The organism is Streptomyces sp. NPDC001980, from assembly GCF_040296885.1.
Lineage (GTDB): Bacteria > Actinomycetota > Actinomycetes > Streptomycetales > Streptomycetaceae > Streptomyces.
In genome coordinates, this window is the sequence record NZ_JBEOYD010000052.1 from 52488 (window position 1) to 68218 (window position 15731).

At 70.6% G+C, this 15731-nt stretch carries 12 protein-coding genes; 7 read left to right on the top strand and 5 right to left on the bottom strand.

The window, feature by feature from the left end:
• Positions 1-6: 6 nt before the first annotated feature.
• Together ABT137_RS44690 and ABT137_RS44695 are read right to left on the bottom strand one after the other, a co-directional pair.
• Entirely contained in the window at positions 7-1203 is a 1197-nt protein-coding gene (locus ABT137_RS44690; protein WP_351718298.1) for an acyltransferase family protein, read from the bottom strand.
• Positions 1200-3299, bottom strand: a complete 2100-nt coding sequence (locus ABT137_RS44695; protein WP_351718331.1) for a bifunctional polysaccharide deacetylase/glycosyltransferase family 2 protein — start codon at positions 3297-3299, stop codon at positions 1200-1202. Before ABT137_RS44695 ends, ABT137_RS44690 begins: the two co-directional genes overlap by 4 nt.
• Before the next feature lie 156 nt (positions 3300-3455).
• Between ABT137_RS44695 and ABT137_RS44700 the strand changes: the two genes are divergently transcribed.
• A complete protein-coding gene (locus tag ABT137_RS44700; protein ID WP_351718300.1) occupies positions 3456-3917 on the top strand; it encodes a hypothetical protein in 462 nt (153 codons plus the stop codon).
• A 708-nt stretch (positions 3918-4625) separates the two neighbouring features.
• Here ABT137_RS44700 and ABT137_RS44705 read toward each other — a convergent pair.
• Positions 4626-5606, bottom strand: a complete 981-nt coding sequence (locus ABT137_RS44705) for a LysR family transcriptional regulator (RefSeq protein ID WP_351718302.1) — start codon at positions 5604-5606, stop codon at positions 4626-4628.
• A gap of 84 nt (positions 5607-5690) precedes the next feature.
• On the opposite strand from ABT137_RS44705, the gene ABT137_RS44710 reads away from it, so the two are divergent.
• The 6 genes from ABT137_RS44710 to ABT137_RS44735 all read left to right on the top strand — a co-directional run bounded on the left by ABT137_RS44710 (position 5691) and on the right by ABT137_RS44735 (position 13496).
• The gene (locus tag ABT137_RS44710; protein ID WP_351718304.1) at positions 5691-7058 is read left to right on the top strand and encodes an MFS transporter; all 1368 of its coding nucleotides are present in this window, start codon (positions 5691-5693) and stop codon (positions 7056-7058) included.
• A gap of 118 nt (positions 7059-7176) precedes the next feature.
• A complete protein-coding gene (locus ABT137_RS44715; RefSeq protein ID WP_351718306.1) occupies positions 7177-8508 on the top strand; it encodes an ABC transporter substrate-binding protein in 1332 nt (443 codons plus the stop codon).
• On the top strand, positions 8505-9401 hold the full coding sequence (locus tag ABT137_RS44720) for a carbohydrate ABC transporter permease (RefSeq protein WP_351718308.1): 897 nt from the start codon (positions 8505-8507) through the stop codon (positions 9399-9401). Before ABT137_RS44715 ends, ABT137_RS44720 begins: the two co-directional genes overlap by 4 nt.
• A complete protein-coding gene (locus ABT137_RS44725; protein WP_351718309.1) occupies positions 9398-10219 on the top strand; it encodes a carbohydrate ABC transporter permease in 822 nt (273 codons plus the stop codon). Before ABT137_RS44720 ends, ABT137_RS44725 begins: the two co-directional genes overlap by 4 nt.
• 11 nt (positions 10220-10230) lie before the next feature.
• Positions 10231-12483, top strand: a complete 2253-nt coding sequence (gene yicI, locus ABT137_RS44730; protein WP_351718311.1) for an alpha-xylosidase — start codon at positions 10231-10233, stop codon at positions 12481-12483.
• Positions 12483-13496, top strand: a complete 1014-nt coding sequence (locus tag ABT137_RS44735; protein WP_351718313.1) for a LacI family DNA-binding transcriptional regulator — start codon at positions 12483-12485, stop codon at positions 13494-13496. The genes yicI and ABT137_RS44735 overlap by 1 nt, the downstream gene beginning before the upstream one ends.
• A 78-nt stretch (positions 13497-13574) precedes the next feature.
• Here ABT137_RS44735 and ABT137_RS44740 read toward each other — a convergent pair whose 3' ends face one another.
• Positions 13575-14318 (bottom strand): immunity protein CdiI family protein, encoded by a 744-nt coding sequence (locus ABT137_RS44740; protein WP_351718316.1) that lies wholly within the window; start codon positions 14316-14318, stop codon positions 13575-13577.
• A gap of 97 nt (positions 14319-14415) precedes the next feature.
• Positions 14416-15591 (bottom strand): DUF6183 family protein, encoded by a 1176-nt coding sequence (locus tag ABT137_RS44745; RefSeq protein ID WP_351718318.1) that lies wholly within the window; start codon positions 15589-15591, stop codon positions 14416-14418.
• Positions 15592-15731: the final 140 nt, after the last annotated feature.

The following is a 15731-nucleotide window of genomic DNA, read 5'->3' on the forward strand; positions in this document are numbered from 1 at the left end:
TTCCACTCACAGTCGCCGGCGAGGCCTTCTCTGGCGTGCGCCGTCCGGCCACACCCGCGCCCTCCTCCCCGCCGCCACGTCCTCCACCCACCCGAACGTCACCACCGCCACCGCGATCAGCGGCCACACCACCACGAACATCCAGAAGCCGTATGTCGAGTCCAGCAGTCCCGCCGCCCGGTCCGAGTCCATGAACGGCAGGTTGTACGCCTCGTCGATGATCGGGACCGTCGCCATGATCAGCATGTTGTGCCAGAGGTAGATGGTCACCGCGCGGTTGTTGGAGAGGGTGATGAGTCTGTCCCAGCGGCGCAGGCCGCCCGGCAGCTCACGCCAGGACGGGGAGTACTGCAGCAGGATCAGCACGGCCCCGAACGACCAGCACGCCTGTGCGAGCGGGATGTCGTTGAGGTCCCAGCCGTCGGGGCCCTGGTGGCCCGACGCCCACCACAGGCCCACCGCCATCACCAGGCAGGACAGCGAGACCGCCGCGTAGCGCGGGACGCGTGCCAGTACGCCCTCCTGGTGGGCGAAGCCCAGGATCCAGCAGCCGCCGTACACCGCGAAGTCCGTCACCGCGTTGCCCGTCTCGCCGGGGATCCGCACCAGCCCCGTGGCCAGTACAGCCGTCAGCGCCAAGGGGGCCAGGGTCGTCGGCAGAGGCCACTTGCGAAACGCCCGCAGCAGCATCGGGGACAGGAGCACGAACCACAGGTACGCGCGCAGGTACCAGAGCGGGCCCGCCGCCTGTTCCGCCCAGGTGTCGTCCAGCAGGCCCGACACCGAGCCGAGGTGTTCGGGGTACGGCGGGGCGCCGATCGGGAGGACGTAGTCGAGGAGTTGGGAGCGGCCGCTCCAACCGCCGCCCGCGTCCGGGTCCTTCAGCGGATTCCAGCCCGCCGTGAGCATCATCGTCAGCAGGACGGCGCTGAACAGCCAGAGGGGAGGCAGGAGACGGCGGAGCCGGGCCCGGATCACGCTCCCCGCGGGGCGGTTCAGGCTGCGGGCCATCAGTGCGCCGGCCAGCGCGAACATCACGCCCATGGAGGGGAAGAGCACGGTCAGCCAGGGCCAGCCGAAGAGGTGGTAGATCACCACGCGGAGCAGGGCCAGGGAGCGGAGGAGGTCCAGGTAGCGGTCCCGGCCGCCGGCGGTTCCGGCCGCCTTGCCCGTGCCGACCGGGGTTGCCTCTGCCTGCGTCATGCCGCCGACCTCTCCCCCGCACCGCCCGGTGCTCCCACCACTCCCGTCCGCCGCAGCTTCTGCCAGCGCAGCCGGCCGCCGGTCAACGCGGTGATCCAGGACTGGAGGAGTACGACGTACATGAGCTGGCGGTAGAGGATCTGCTGGAGCGGGAGGGAGACGAGGTGGGTCATGCGTTCGCGGTCCAGGTGAAAGGCGTAGGCCGCGCAGACCGCCTGGACCGCCAGGATCCCCAACCAGGCACCGATCGTCTTCTGCGTCGGGCCGAAGACGATGCCGTAGAGAAGAAACGCGTCGATCAGGGGGGCCAGGAGCGGGGCCACGACCATGAACAAGGACACCAGGGGGAGGCCCACACGGCCGAAGCGGCCCGACGGGCCCCGGTCCAGCAGCGCCCCCCGGTGTTTCCAGATCGCCTGCATCGTGCCGTACGACCAGCGGTAGCGCTGGGACCACAGCTGGGAGACGGACTCCGGGGCCTCCGTCCAGGCCCGGGCCCGTTCCGCGTAGACCACCCGCCAGCCGGCGCGGTGGATCGCCATCGTGATGTCGGTGTCCTCGGCGAGGGTGTCGTCGCTCATGCCGCCGACCTGTTCGAGGGCGGTACGGCGGAACGCCCCGACCGCGCCGGGGATGGTCGGCATGCAGCGCAGCACGTCGTACATCCGGCGGTCCAGGTTGAAGCCCATCACGTACTCGATGTGCTGCCAGGCGCCGATCAGCGAATCCCGGTTGCCGACCTTGGCGTTGCCGGCCACCGCGCCGACGGCCGGATCGCCGAAGGGCTGGACCAGCTCCCGTACCGTGGCCGGTTCGAAGACCGTGTCGCCGTCCATCATCACGACGATGTCGTGACGGGCGTTGCGCAGGCCCCGGTTGAGGGCGGCGGGCTTGCCCGCGTTCTCCTGGCGGATCACCCGCACGCCCGGCAGCTTCAGGTTCTCCACGATCCGTGCCGTGCCGTCCGTCGAACCGTCGTCGACGACGAGGATCTCGACGGGGTGCTCGCTCGCGGTCAGTGAACGGACCGTGTTCTCGATGCACTTGGCCTCGTTGTAGGCGGGGACGAGGACCGAGACCGGTTCGGTCACCGGGCGGCGGCCCCAGCGGAAGCCCTTGTGGCGGACTCTGCGGGTGTGCAGAGCGGAGAGCCAGAGCATCAGGGCGAACCGGGCCAGCACCGACGCGCCGATCACCGCCAGGGCGACCACCAGCACGTCCGTGATGCCGTCCGCCGCCTGGACCAGGAAGATCCAGGCCCTGCCCTGCCAGAGGTCGGGACCGGTGACCGGGGTGTGGGCGCTCGGCACGTTCAGGGCCTCGGTGAGGTTGTCGAAGCGGTAGCCGCGCTTTTCCAGCTGGGGCAGGAGCTTGTCCAGGGCCTGGACGGTCTGGTGGCGGTCGCCGCCCGAGTCGTGCATCAGGACGATCGCGCCCTTGCCTGCGCCCGGGGTGGCGTTGCGGACCATCCGGTCGACGCCCGGCTTGCGCCAGTCCTCGCTGTCCCTGTCGTTGACGACGGTGATGTAGCCGCGGCCGCCGATGTACCGGGTCACCGGCCACGAGAGGTCGTCCATCGCGTTGACGGAGGAGGAGTACGGCGGCCGGAAGAGGGAGGTGCGGATGCCTGCCGCGCCGGTGATCGCCAGCTGGGTCTGGGACAGCTCCCGGTCGATGCGCCTCTTCGACTGGTACGACAGGTCGGGGTGGCTGAAGGTGTGGACGCCGACCTCGTGGCCCTCGGCCACCATGCGCCGGACCAGCTGCGGATGGCGGGAGGTCATGGTGCCGGTGACGAAGAAGACGGCGTGCGCGTGGTGCTTCTTCAGGACGTCCAGGACCTTCGGGGTCCAGGTCGGGTCGGGGCCGTCGTCGAAGGTGAGGACCAGGCGGTGGTCGGGGATGCGGAGGGACGTCGTACGGCCGCCCCAGGTGTCGATGACCGGGCCGCCGTCCAGGATCTTCTCCGGGACCTTGTCGGTGGCGGCCTCGGGGCGGACGCGGTGGTCGGCGAGGATCTCGCTGTGCACGTAGCCGCGCAGCATCAGCATCGCCATCAGGGCGACGAGGAGGAGGACGGGCAGCGCCAGACGCATCGAGACGCGGCGGCGCCGGGAAGCGTCGGCGGCGGTCAGGCGGCACCGTAATGCATCGGCGGCGGTCAGGCGGCGCCGTGATGCATCGGCGGCGGTCAGGCCGCGCCGGGTGCGGGGTGCCATCAGAGGACGGAAGCGGGTGCGGAGGCGCCGCCGGTGCCGGTGCGCGGGGCCAGGCCCTCCGCGACCGGGCCGCCGGTCGGGGCAGCCGACTCGCTGGGCGAGACCGGAGGCGGCGACGAGGCGGGAGAGGAGGGCGCGTCCGAGGAGGGTGCCACCGCGGACGGCGAGGCGGACGCGGACGACGAGCCCGGCTTCGGCGAGGTGACCGTCACCCCTCCGGACGACGTCGGCCGCGCGGACGCCGACGCGCTCGGCCGGGCGGAGCCCTTTCCGCTCCCGGACGCCCGGGAGGAGGCGCCGGCCGACGGGGTCGCACCGCCGCTCACGGCCGGGCCGGCCACCGAGGCGCCGTCGTCCGAGGACCGGGACGACCGCGCGGGCCGCGGCGAGTCGTCGACCTTGCCGGCGGGCCTGTCGGCGTTCTGTCCGGGCACCGGCAGCCAGGGCGCGTCGGAACTCCCGGACAGCAGGGTGACGACGATGACGACCGCGTAGACCGCGCAGGCGAGGCCGACGGCCATCCCGAGCCTGCGGAGCCGGCGGCTGCGGCGCCCCGACTCGTCGACGAAGGCAGGGACGGGGGCATCGGCAGCCTCTGAGCCTTCGGATGCACCTGCGCCTTCGGAAACACCGGATCCCTCCGCCGCGGCGGACCGCATCGGCCCCGCCGACCCCGCCGACCCCGTCGGCCGTATTCGTACGGCACCGACGTCGTTCTGGACGGTCACCTCGTCGGGGTCGTGGACGAGGTGCGGAGCCGGGTCACGCAGAAACACCGGGGGCAGCGGCTCGACCACGCTCCACGGGTCCCGTAACGACGCGGCCCGCAACACCTCGGTCCCCCCGGCGGCTTCGGCGGTCCCGGCGGCTCCGGCGGTCCCGGCGGCTCCGGCGGTCCCGGCGGCTCCGGCCGCTCCGGCCGCTCCGCCACCGTCAGCGTCCGGTACGCCCGCCTCCACCCCGTCGTCCCCCGCCATCGGCACATCCCGGGCATCCAGGGCCACCTGCGGCAATTCGGGTTGGGTTTCTTCTCGCCAATTTTTCACGCGCCTACATCCCCCCACGGGAGTGTTCCGGGCGCACTGACGAACCCGAGCACACGTCAGCGGAACGGTCCCCCACCCGCTCCGAGCGCCCCCTTGCAGCTCTCCGCGCTCGGGTCCATGAAGCTAGCGCACGGGGGAGATCCGTGTTCCCGATGTGTCATTTGTGGTCGTCCATCACCTCTTGATCACTGGCTGGAATCCATCCGCCGGCCGGCCACTGAAGCCACCGTTCCGCCCGCCCGATCTCGGCGGCCGCCCGCCGCAACGCGTCGACTCCCGGATGGACCAGCCCCTTTCGCCACACGAGCGACACAGGCGACAACGGGACCGGATCGACGAGCGGCCGCGACACGCTTCCAGGTATGGCCGGAAAACCCACTACCGCAAGGATGGGATACCGGTCCTTGGCCATGACTCGCTGGAACTCCTCCTCCCCGACAGCCAGTGGCAGCGGCGGCGCGACGGTGATACCTCGCCCCTCGAAGAGGTGAAAGGCCAGGTCAGTCCATTCCAGGGTGCGCTCGTTTCCAGCACCGGCGTATACCGTCTCGCCCGCGAGCGCGGCCAGCGGTACCGCGTCCAGGGTCGCGAGCCGGTGTCCGGAGGGGAGAATTACGGCCATGGGTTCGAACCGCACGGGCTGGTGTTCGAGTCCGGAGCGCAGTGCCGGATCCAGTCCCGCGAACCGACCGAAGGACGCGTCGAGCCGCCCCGCGAGGAGTTCGGCCGCCGCTCCGGTGAGCCCGCTCTCGTAGCGGGCCATCAGCTCGCAGTCGGGGGCGAGTTCGCGGGCCCGGTACAGGACGCGGCGGGCGGTCTCCAGCCCCGGGGAGTTGAGGTCCACCAGCAGCGGCCGGGACTGCCCGAACACGGCGAGCAGGGCGTCCTGGGCGGCCAGCACCCGGCGGGCGTACGGCAGCAGCCGAACACCGTCGGCGGTGAGGCTGACCTGCCGCGTGCTGCGGAGGAACAGCTCCGCACCCAACTCCCGCTCCAGCCGCCGCACATCGCGGCTGAGCGCCTGCTGGGCGACGTACAGCCGGGCGGCGGCGCGGGTGAAGTGCAGTTCCTCGGCGACGGTCACGAAGACGCGCAGCAGGCGGGGTTCGATGTGGGCGGGCGAGGCGGGCGCGGGCATCACGCGAACTTACAACACAGGTGCGTGAATCGGCGCCGAGCAGGTGTTGGACCCCTTGATCGGTCCGGGGCGACGGTGGTGCCCATGCCGCAACCGACCCGGCCGAGCCGGCCGAACCCGCCCGAGATCGTCCACACCGTCACCGCCGACTCCCTCGTCACCGTCGACTTCGGCCCCCGATTCGACGGCGGCTCCAGCCCCCGGTTCCGGCGCCGCGCCGATCCCCGCCACCCTCCTCGCTCCCGCTCGCGCCGTCACCCACCCGGCCCCTACCGCCGCCTCTTCGCCCTCCCCGGCACCCGGGCCTTCACCGCCGGAAACCTGCTGGCCCGGCTCCCCATGGGCATGTTCAGCGTCAGCGCGGTCGTGATGATCGCCGGGTCGCGCGGCTCGTACGCCCTCGCCGGAGCCGTCACCGCGACCGGCCTCGCCGCCACCGGTCTCGCCGGGCCCTGGATCGCACGGCTCGTGGACCGGTACGGGCAGGCCCGGGTCGCCGTGCCCGCGACCGTCACCGCCGTGCTCGGCAGCCTCGCCCTGCTGCTCTGCGTCCGCTACGGCGCCCCGGACTGGACCCTGTTCACCGCCTACGCGGCCACCGCCACCACCCCCAACCTCGGCGGCATGTCCCGCGCCCGCTGGGCCCACCTGCTGCGCGACGACCCGGGCGCCCTGCACACCGCGAACTCCTTCGAACAGGCCGCCGACGAGCTGTGCTTCATGCTCGGCCCGGTCCTCGCCTCCTTCCTGACCGGCACGTTCTTCCCGGAGGCCGGCACGCTGGTCGGCGCGGTGCTGCTGCTCACCGGCGCGCTGCTGTTCGCCGCCCAGCGGGCCACCGAGCCGCCGCCACGGCCCGGGTCGGCCACCGCGCGGACCCCGCTGCGCATCGGCCCCCTCCTGGTCTGCTTCGTCGCGACCGGCGCGGTGTTCGGCTCGATGGAGGTCGTCACCATCGCCTACGCCGACGCCCAGGGCCACCGCTCGGCGGCCGGTGCCGTGCTCGCCCTCCAGGCCGCCGGTTCGTGCGCGGCGGGTCTGCTGTACGGGGCGCTCCGGCCGGCCGGACCGGCCGAACGCAGGCTCCCCTTCTGCCTGTTGTCGATGGCGGCCCTGATGTCCCTCCCGCTGCTCGCCGCGCGCGCGTTCGACAGCCTCTGGGCCCTCGCCCCCGCCCTGCTCGTGGCCGGCATGGCAACCGCCCCAACCATGGTGACCGCGATGACCCTGGTCCAGGACCGGACCCCCGAGGGCCGCCTCAACGAGGGGATGAGCCTGGTCGTCACCGCCCTGCTGACCGGCATCGCCTGCGGCTCCGCGCTCGGCGGCTGGGCGGCGGACCACGGCTCGCCGACGGCCGCCTTCGCCACCCCGGCCGCGGCGGCCGTCGTAGCCCTCGCCGTCAACGCTGCCAGTCGAATCGCTTCCCTCAATTCCATCCGCCCCCATTGACGCCTTCACAGCCCGCACCTACCGTCCTGCGTCGAAGCGCTTCGACGTCCCGCCTCGAACCGATTCGACGCGGGACGAGCACCATGCACCATCCATCCGACTCCCCTGGAGGCACTGGATGTTGACGGCACGAACGCGCACGGCTACGGCTACGGCTACGGCTACGGCTACGGCACGAAGGCGAACCGCGACCGCGGCGGTGATCCTCGCCGGATCGCTGCTCCTCGCCTCCTGCGGCGGCTCGGGCGGCAGCACGTCCGACGGGAAGACGCTCAGGCTGTGGCACTACGAGGGTCCGACCAGCGCGATGGGCGTGGCCTGGAACGAGGCCATCAAGGAGTTCGAGGCGACCCACCCGGGCGTGCAGGTGAAGTACGAGGAGAAGAGCTTCGAGCAGATCCAGAAGACCGCGCAGATGGTCCTGAACTCCTCCGACGCCCCCGACATCATGGAGTACAACAAGGGCAACGCGACCGCCGGCCTGCTCTCCAAGCAGGGCCTGCTGACCGATCTGACCGCCGAGGCGGCCAAGCGCGGCTGGGACAAGAAGCTCAGCGCGGGCGTGCGCACCACCAGCCAGTACGACGCCGACGGCGTGATGGGCTCCGGCAAGTGGTACGGAGTGCCCAACTACGCCGAGTACACCATGGTTTATTACAACAAGGAACTGTTCGAGAAGTACGGCATCGCCGAGCCGAAGACGTTCGACGACCTGACGGCGGCCATGGACACGTTCGTCCAGAAGGGGGTCACCCCGCTCGCCAACGCCGGTTCCGAGTACATGGCCCAGCAGTACCTCTACCAGCTGGCGCTCTCGAAGGCCGACCGCTCGTGGGTCGACGCCTACGAGCTGTACAAGGGCAAGGTCGACTTCCACGACCAGGCCTGGACGTACGCGGCGACCACCTTCGCCGACTGGGTGAAGAAGGGCTATATCGCGAAGACGTCGTCCGGTACGACCGCCGAGCAGGCCGGAGTCTCCTTCATCCAGGGCAAGTCACCCATCCTGTTCTCCGGCAGCTGGTGGTACGGCCGCTTCCAGTCCGAGGCCACGTTCGACTGGGGCAGCCTCCTGTGGCCCGGCTCGAACCTCACCCTCGGCTCCGGCGGCAACCTCTGGGTCGTACCGAAGAACTCCAAGAACAAGGACCTCGCCTACGACTTCATCGACATCACCATGTCGAAGAAGATCCAGAACCTGCTCGGCAACAAGGGCGGAGTCCCGGTCGCCGCCGACGCGAGCGCCATCACCGACCCCAAGTCGAAGCAGCTCATCACCGATTTCAACACCGTCAGCAAGCGCGACGGCCTCGCCTTCTACCCCGACTGGCCGATCGCCGGCTTCTACGACACCCTCGTCTCCGAGACCCAGAAGCTGATCACCGGCAGCGAGAAACCGGACGCTTATCTGAGCAACCTCCAGACGGCGTACGACAAGGGCACCAAGTGAGGGTGCGCCGGGACTCGTACACCCTCTTCCTCCTCCCCGGCGCCCTCGCCTTCCTGGCAGTGGTCGTCGTCCCGTTCCTGATGAACACGGGCGCCGGCTTCACCGACTGGCAGGGCGTGGGCAGCCCGCACTGGTCCGGGCTCGCCAACTACCGTGAGCTGCTGCACGATTCCGAGTTCTGGGCGTCCTTCCGGCACAGCCTCTTCATGGTCGTCGCGATGGCCGCGATCCCCACCGCGCTCGGCCTCCTCCTCGCCGCCGCCCTGTTCGACTACGTCGGCAAGCACTTCGGCACCCGGATCGCGGCGGTCCTGCGCGCCTGCTTCTACCTCCCCCAGGTGCTGCCGGTCGCGGTCGCCGGCATCGTCTGGAGCTGGATCCTGGCCCCGGACAACGGCTCCCTCAACGCCCTCCTGAAGGCGGTCGGCCTCGGCAGCTGGCAGCAGGACTGGCTCGGCGACCCCGACCTCGCGCTCTACACCGTGATGGGCGTGCTGGTCTGGGTGCAGATCGGCTTCCCGCTGGTCGTCTTCATGGCCGGGCTCGGCCGCGTCGACCCCCAGCTGTACGAGGCGGCCGAGCTGGACGGGGCCGGCTGGTGGCGGCGCTTCCGGCACGTCACGCTGCCGCAGATCCGCCCCGAGGTCTACGTCGTCCTGACCTGGTGCACGATCGCCGCACTCAAGGTCTTCGGCGCGGTGTACGTCCTGACCAAGGGCGGCCCGGGCGGCGCCACCGACGTCCCCTCCTACTTCTCCTTCACCACGTTCTTCGAGAAGACCCAGGTCGGCTACGGCTCGGCGATCTCCACCGTCCTCACGGTGATCATCCTGGCCCTGGCCGTGGTCGGCCTGAAACTGCAGAGCCGCGCGGAGGACGGGGAGACGCCATGACCGCCCTGCGCCGCTACCCGGTCCTCCTCGCCCTCTGCCTCGCCGCCCTCTTCATGGTCGTCCCGTTCCTGATCGTGGCGGTCAACGCGGTGAAGTCCCCGGCGGAGTACTCGCAGAACGGCCCGCTGAGCCTCCCCCACAGCCTCTACCTCGACGGCCTCAAGGACTTCTGGCAGCGCGTCGACTACACCCAGAAGCTCCTCAACTCGGTCCTCATCAGCGGCTCGGTCGCGCTCCTCGCCACCGCCCTCTCCGTCCTGAACGCGTACGCGATCGGCATCGGCCGGATCCGCGGCCGCACCTGGGTGCTGGCCTTCTTCGTCCTCGCCAACCTGCTGCCGCAGGAGGCGCTGGTCTACCCGCTCTACTACCTGAGCAAGGAGGCGGGCCTCTACGACACCCGGCTCAGCGTGATCATCGTGTTCACGGTGATCCAGTCGGCGTTCGGGACGTACCTCCTCTCCGCCGTCCTCGGCCGGTTTCCGCGCGAGATCGTCGAGGCGGCCCGGATCGACGGCGCGAACAAGTGGCAGATCCTGGTCCGGATCGTCGTACCCGTCAGCCGCCCGACCCTGGGCGTGCTCCTGGTCTTCTTCTTCATCTGGACCTGGAACGAGTTCCTGCTGCCGCTGGTCATGCTGATCTCCAACGACAACCAGACGGTGTCCGTCGCCCTCGGCGTCCTCCAGGGCCAGCGCCTGATGGACGCCACGATGACCAACGCGGCCGCTCTGCTCGGCGTCCTCCCGGCCATCGTCTTCTTCCTCGTCTTCCAGCGGACGCTCACCCGGGGGATCGCCGTGGGAGCCGTCAAATAGGAGGTTCGTGCGTGAAGTTCACCGACGGCTACTGGCTGCTGCGCGAAGGCGTCACCGCGGCCCACCCGGTCGAGATCCTCGACGTCACGGCCGCGGAAGGCGCCCTGGAGATCCACGCGCCGACCCAGCCCATCCGCCACCGCGGCGACCTGCTGAAGGGACCGGTCCTGACGATCAGCGCGCACACGCCGATGCCCGATGTCATCGGCGTCACCTTCACCCACTTCGAGGGCGAACAGCCACGCGGCCCGCAGTTCGAGCTCAGCAGTGCCGACTTCGCCTCCCAGGTGTCGTACGACGACGAGTACGCGACCCTGACCTCCGGCTCGCTGACGCTGCGGCTGAGCCGTACGGCCCCCTGGCGGCTCGACTTCCTCGCCGGCGGCCGCACCCTCACCTCCAGCGGCCCCAAGGGCATGGGCATCATGCGGGACACCGCCACCGGCGCCCACTATCTGCGGGAACAGCTGGGCCTCGGCGTCGGCACGTCCGTCTACGGCCTCGGCGAACGCTTCGGCCCGCTTGTCAAGAACGGCCAGGTCGTCGACATCTGGAACGCCGACGGCGGCACCGCCACCGAACAGGCCTACAAGAACGCCCCCTTCTACCTGACGGACGCGGGCTACGGCGTCTTCGTCGACCACCCGGGGAAGGTGTCGTTCGAGGTCGGCTCGGAGGCGGTGTCCAGGGTCCAGTTCAGCGTCGAGTCGCAGCAGCTGACGTACTACGTCATATACGGCCCGACCCCGAAGGACATCCTGCGCACGTACACGGCCCTGACCGGCCGCCCGGCGCTGCCGCCCGCCTGGTCCTTCGGGCTCTGGCTGTCCACGTCCTTCACGACGTCGTACGACGAGAAGACGGTGACGTCCTTCATCGAGGGCATGCGGGAGCGCGAACTGCCGCTCTCCGTCTTCCACTTCGACTGTTTCTGGATGCGGGAGTTCAACTGGTGCGACTTCCGGTGGGATCCGCGGGTGTTCCCGGATCCGGAGGGGATGCTGGGGCGGCTGCACGAGCGCGGGCTGCGGGTGTGCGTGTGGATCAACCCGTACATCGCGCAGCGGTCGCCGCTGTTCGCCGAGGGGAAGGAGCTGGGACACCTGCTGCGGCGACCCGACGGGAGCGTGTGGCAGTGGGACCTGTGGCAGCCGGGGATGGCGCTGGTGGACTTCACGTCCCCGGCGGCGCGTGACTGGTACGCGGGCAAACTGGAGGCCCTGCTCGCCCAGGGGGTCGACTGCTTCAAGACCGACTTCGGCGAGCGCGTCCCGGTGGACGTGGCCTGGTCCGACGGCTCGGACCCCGAGCGGATGCACAACTACTACACCTACCTCTACAACCGGACCGTCTTCGAGGTGCTCCGCAAGCACCGCGGGGAGGGGGAGGCGGTCGTGTTCGCGCGGTCGGCGACGACCGGGAGCCAGAAGTTCCCGGTGCACTGGGGCGGCGACTGCGAGGCGACCTACGAGTCGATGGCCGAGTCGCTGCGCGGCGGGCTCTCGCTGGGCCTGTCCGGCTTCGGCTACTGGAGCCACGACATCGGCGGCTTCGAGGGCACCCCGACACCGGCGCTGTTCAAGCGGTGGCTGGCCTTCGGGCTGCTGTCCTCGCACAGCAGGCTGCACGGGTCGTCGTCGTACCGGGTGCCGTGGCTGTTCGACGAGGAATCGGTGGACGTGCTGCGGCACTTCACCCGGCTGAAGCTGAGCCTGATGCCGTACCTGTACGAGGCCGCGCGCACCGCCTCCGCGGAGGGGGTGCCGGTGATGCGGGCGATGGTGCTGGAGTTCCCGGACGATCCGGGGTGTGCGCATCTGGAGCGGCAGTACATGCTGGGGGCGGATCTGCTGGTGGCGCCCGTGTTCGAGGACGAGGGATATGTGACATATTACTGTCCCGCCGGGACCTGGACCCACTTCCTGACCGGCGAGACGGTCACCGGCCCCCGCTGGATCCGCGAGCGCCACGGCTTTCTGAGCGTCCCGCTGCTGGCCCGGCCCGGGTCCGTGATCCCGGTCGGCGCGGTGACGGACCGCCCCGACTACGACCACGCCGACGGGGTGACCCTCCGTGCCTTCGGCCTCGATCGCGGCGCCCAGGTCACGGTCCCGGTCGGCGACGTCACCTTCACCGTCGTACGCGAAGGGGACACCCTGCGGGCCTCCTGCAGCGACCCGGCGGCACCCTGGAACCTGGCGGCCGGGGAGCGGACGGCACACGCCCAGGCCGGAACCGGGTTTCTCTCGCTGGAGCTGGCGTGATGGTGAAGATCACCGACGTGGCCCGGCATGCCGGGGTCTCCCCCAGCACGGTGTCCTACGCGCTCAGCGGCAAGCGCCCGATCTCCGACGAGACCCGGCGCCGGATCGAGGCGTCCATCCGCGAGCTGGGCTACCGCCCGCACGCCGGCGCCCGCGCCCTCGCCAGCAGCCGCGCCAACGTCCTCGCCCTGGTCATCCCGCTGCGCACCGGCATCCACGTCCCGGTGGTGATGCAGTTCGCGGTGTCGGTGGTGACGACGGCCCGCCGGTACGACCACGACGTGCTGCTCCTCACCCAGGAGGAGGGCGAGGAGGGTCTGCGCCGGGTCGCCGACACGGCACTCGTCGACGCCCTGATCGTGATGGACGTCCAGCTCCACGACCCCCGGCTGCCACTGCTGCGGGCACTGGAGCGACCGTCGGTACTGATCGGCTTCCCGGCCGCCCCCGAGGGCCTGACCTGCGTCGACCTGGACTTTCGGGCGGCCGGTGAGCTGTGCGTGGAGCGGCTGGCGGGGCTGGGCCACCGGGTGGTCGCGCTGGTCGGCTCGCCACCGGAGGTGTACGTCCGGAAGACCGCGTTCGCCCAGCGGGTCGTCCAGGGCTTCACGGCCGCCGCCGACCGCAACGGCATGGCGTCCTCCGTCCACCCGTGCGAGGCGACGCCGGCGGCGGCCCGGCGGGTCGCCGAGCAACTGCTGCGTGAACAACCGGCGTTGACAGGGGTCGTCGTCCACAACGAGGCGGTCCTGGAGCCCCTGATCGACGCCTTCGAGCAGCTCGGCCTCCGGGTCCCCACCGACCTGTCGGTCACCGCGATCTGCCCGGACGAGCTGGCGGCGGGGCTGCGCGTGCCCCTGACCTCGGTGGCTCTGCCGGCGGCGGAACTCGGGGAGCGGGCCGCGGAGTTGCTGATGCGCAAGCTCGACGGGGACCCGGACGTACCCGAGGCGACGCTGCTCCCGCCCCGGCTGACGGATCGCGCGAGCACGGCGCGCCGCGAGGCACTCTGACAGCACACGCGAAACGGCGTCCCGCTCCGGGATTCACCCCGGAGCGGAACGCCGTCCGTGCGGAACCGGCTCCGCCCGCTACACCTGCCGGTCCCCTTGCCAGGTGACCGACGTCAGGGTGCTCAGGCCGCCGTGTGCCACGCCCTTGTAGGTCACTCTCCGGGCGGGGCCGGACTCGTGGGCGACCCGTTTCGTCAGTTCCGCGCCCTCGTGGAACAGCCGCTGCCACTCGTCCTCGTACTTGGCCTCGTCCCGGTCCCGCAGATACAGGTTCAGGGTGGTGTCGATGGCCTTCGCCCAGGTGTGCAGATCGGCGACGAGGCCGTCGGACAGGGCCAGTCCGGCGGCGGGGTCGTCGGGGAAGAAGTCCCCGAAGCCGTCGGCGCGCAGCGGACCGTACTGGTACTCGCCCTCGACCGTGAGGTCGAGCGGATGCGGCGGGGTGCCGTGTTCGTCGCGCTCCCAGTGCAGGCGGTCGCAGCCCCAGCACAGCCACTTCGCGGTCCGGTGCCGCTCGTCCCAGTAGCGCACCGACCACGTCGGCCCGAGCCGCCTGGCCAGGCGCTGGGCGGCCGCCAGCCCACGCGCGACGTGCTTGCGCAGGTCGGGACGGGAGCCGAAGCCCTCCGGCGGGCGGGACAGCGACCAGGAGCGCAGTTCATTCGCCAGGTCCGCCGGGAGGGCCAGCCGGTCGTCGTCCAGCGGGATGGTGCGGGTGAAGGCGCCGAGGTCCTCGTGGGCCGCCGGATCCTCAGGCTCGTACAGCGGAGACGGCTCGCCCCGCGCCTGCACGAGCAGGCTCCGTGGTTCTTCGGACGTCATGCGATGTTCGCTCCGATCACGTATCCGTTGTCGCCCACGGGAGTCGGCACCGGCCGGCGTCCGGAGCCGTCCCCGGCGCTGCTGGGTACGCCGGGAATCAGTCGGTGTCCGTGGCAGTGAGGACTGCGATCTCCTGCCCGCCTGGTCGCAAGGCGGCCACAGCGAGGTCCCAGGCCACTTGGTGGAACCAATCCGATGAGGGGTCGGCGATGAACCAGTGTGCCTGTTCGACCAGCATGGCCGTGTGACAGATCGGCGCGTCCGGGGCGGCGCCGACCAGGCCGCCGAGGGAGCGCCAGGCAGCGAGCCGCCCGTACGCACCGAACATGCCATTGCCGTAGGCGGGGCTGCGCACCGCCGCGGTGAGCAGCACCTGCAACACCCTGTCGGAGGTGGCCGGGTGCAGCCGGGGCCTGGTCTCTCCCGTCGACCATGCTGTGAGTGGCAGCCGCTCGAAGACGGCTGCGAAGTCGTTCGGTGAGACAGGGGATGCGGACCAGAACTCCTGTGCGGCGACCGTGCCGTTGGACTCCTCAAGCCAGTGGCGCACCGCAGCGCTCATGGCCTCGGCCACCTCCGGAACGGTGGTGTCCGCCGGATCGACCGCGACACTGCGCCGGCGCATGTCCGGCGAGGCATGGAGTTCGGGTCGGTCGCTGTGCTTCGCCACCGTTGCCGGGGGCAAGGCCCACGTCCAGTCGTGCGGAGCGTGCGTCGGCCTGAGCAGTGCACGCTCCGTCGGCAGCAGGTGGAGCGGCAGGGGTGCGAGCGGATGCTCCTCCGTCACGAGCGCTTCGCCGAAGGACCGCAGAAGGGGGTACTCCGGGACTGCGACGCCTTCGAGTACCAGCTCTTGCAGCAGGCAGGCTTTGAACTCGTCCGACGCCGCAGTGCCGAGCTGCTCGCCGTAGACGACGGGGACGATGTCCGCAGGCCGATGCCCCAGGGCCACCAGCTGGGCCAGGCGTCGCTCGGCCCTGGTCTGTGCCGACTCTCCGGCCTGCAGGCTGCTCGGCAGGCACATCAGAGCGCGCAGGCTCTGCTGCCCCGCCGTGGTGGCAAGAGCGGTCTGCAACCGGTCGAGCAGGAAGGCGTGTTCAGATGAGTCCGCGCCTTCTTGAGCGGCCCGCCGGGCGAGCTCCGCGCCGAACACCGTCGCCCACTCGAAGTCTCCGGACGAAACCCTGTGCTGGATCTCTTCGCCAAGTGCGGACGCGGCTGAGAAGCCACGGTCCAGCAGTTCTTTGATCCGTTGAGTCATGTCGCTGTGCATGGTGGAATCTCTTTGCCTCACGCTCGTCGAGTCGGGGTTTGGGGGGGGGGGGCGGCGGGGGGGGGGGGGAGGCGGAGGTTGTTGCTTTTTTTATGAGATGGCCCCACAATAATGTTATGTATAATGGAAAACAGAATATA

What these genes read in the sequence shown, in the direction of transcription:
- ABT137_RS44690 (WP_351718298.1), bottom strand. Translation starts at nt 1,203, where the DNA reads ATGACGCAGGCAGAGGCAACCCCGGTCGGCACGGGCAAGGCGGCCGGA.
- ABT137_RS44740 (WP_351718316.1), bottom strand. Translation starts at nt 14,318, where the DNA reads ATGACGTCCGAAGAACCACGGAGCCTGCTCGTGCAGGCGCGGGGCGAG.
- ABT137_RS44705 (WP_351718302.1), bottom strand. Translation starts at nt 5,606, where the DNA reads ATGCCCGCGCCCGCCTCGCCCGCCCACATCGAACCCCGCCTGCTGCGC.
- ABT137_RS44745 (WP_351718318.1), bottom strand. Translation starts at nt 15,591, where the DNA reads ATGCACAGCGACATGACTCAACGGATCAAAGAACTGCTGGACCGTGGC.
- ABT137_RS44710 (WP_351718304.1), top strand. Translation starts at nt 5,691, where the DNA reads ATGCCGCAACCGACCCGGCCGAGCCGGCCGAACCCGCCCGAGATCGTC.
- ABT137_RS44735 (WP_351718313.1), top strand. Translation starts at nt 12,483, where the DNA reads ATGGTGAAGATCACCGACGTGGCCCGGCATGCCGGGGTCTCCCCCAGC.
- ABT137_RS44715 (WP_351718306.1), top strand. Translation starts at nt 7,177, where the DNA reads ATGTTGACGGCACGAACGCGCACGGCTACGGCTACGGCTACGGCTACG.
- ABT137_RS44725 (WP_351718309.1), top strand. Translation starts at nt 9,398, where the DNA reads ATGACCGCCCTGCGCCGCTACCCGGTCCTCCTCGCCCTCTGCCTCGCC.
- ABT137_RS44695 (WP_351718331.1), bottom strand. Translation starts at nt 3,299, where the DNA reads ATGCGTCTGGCGCTGCCCGTCCTCCTCCTCGTCGCCCTGATGGCGATG.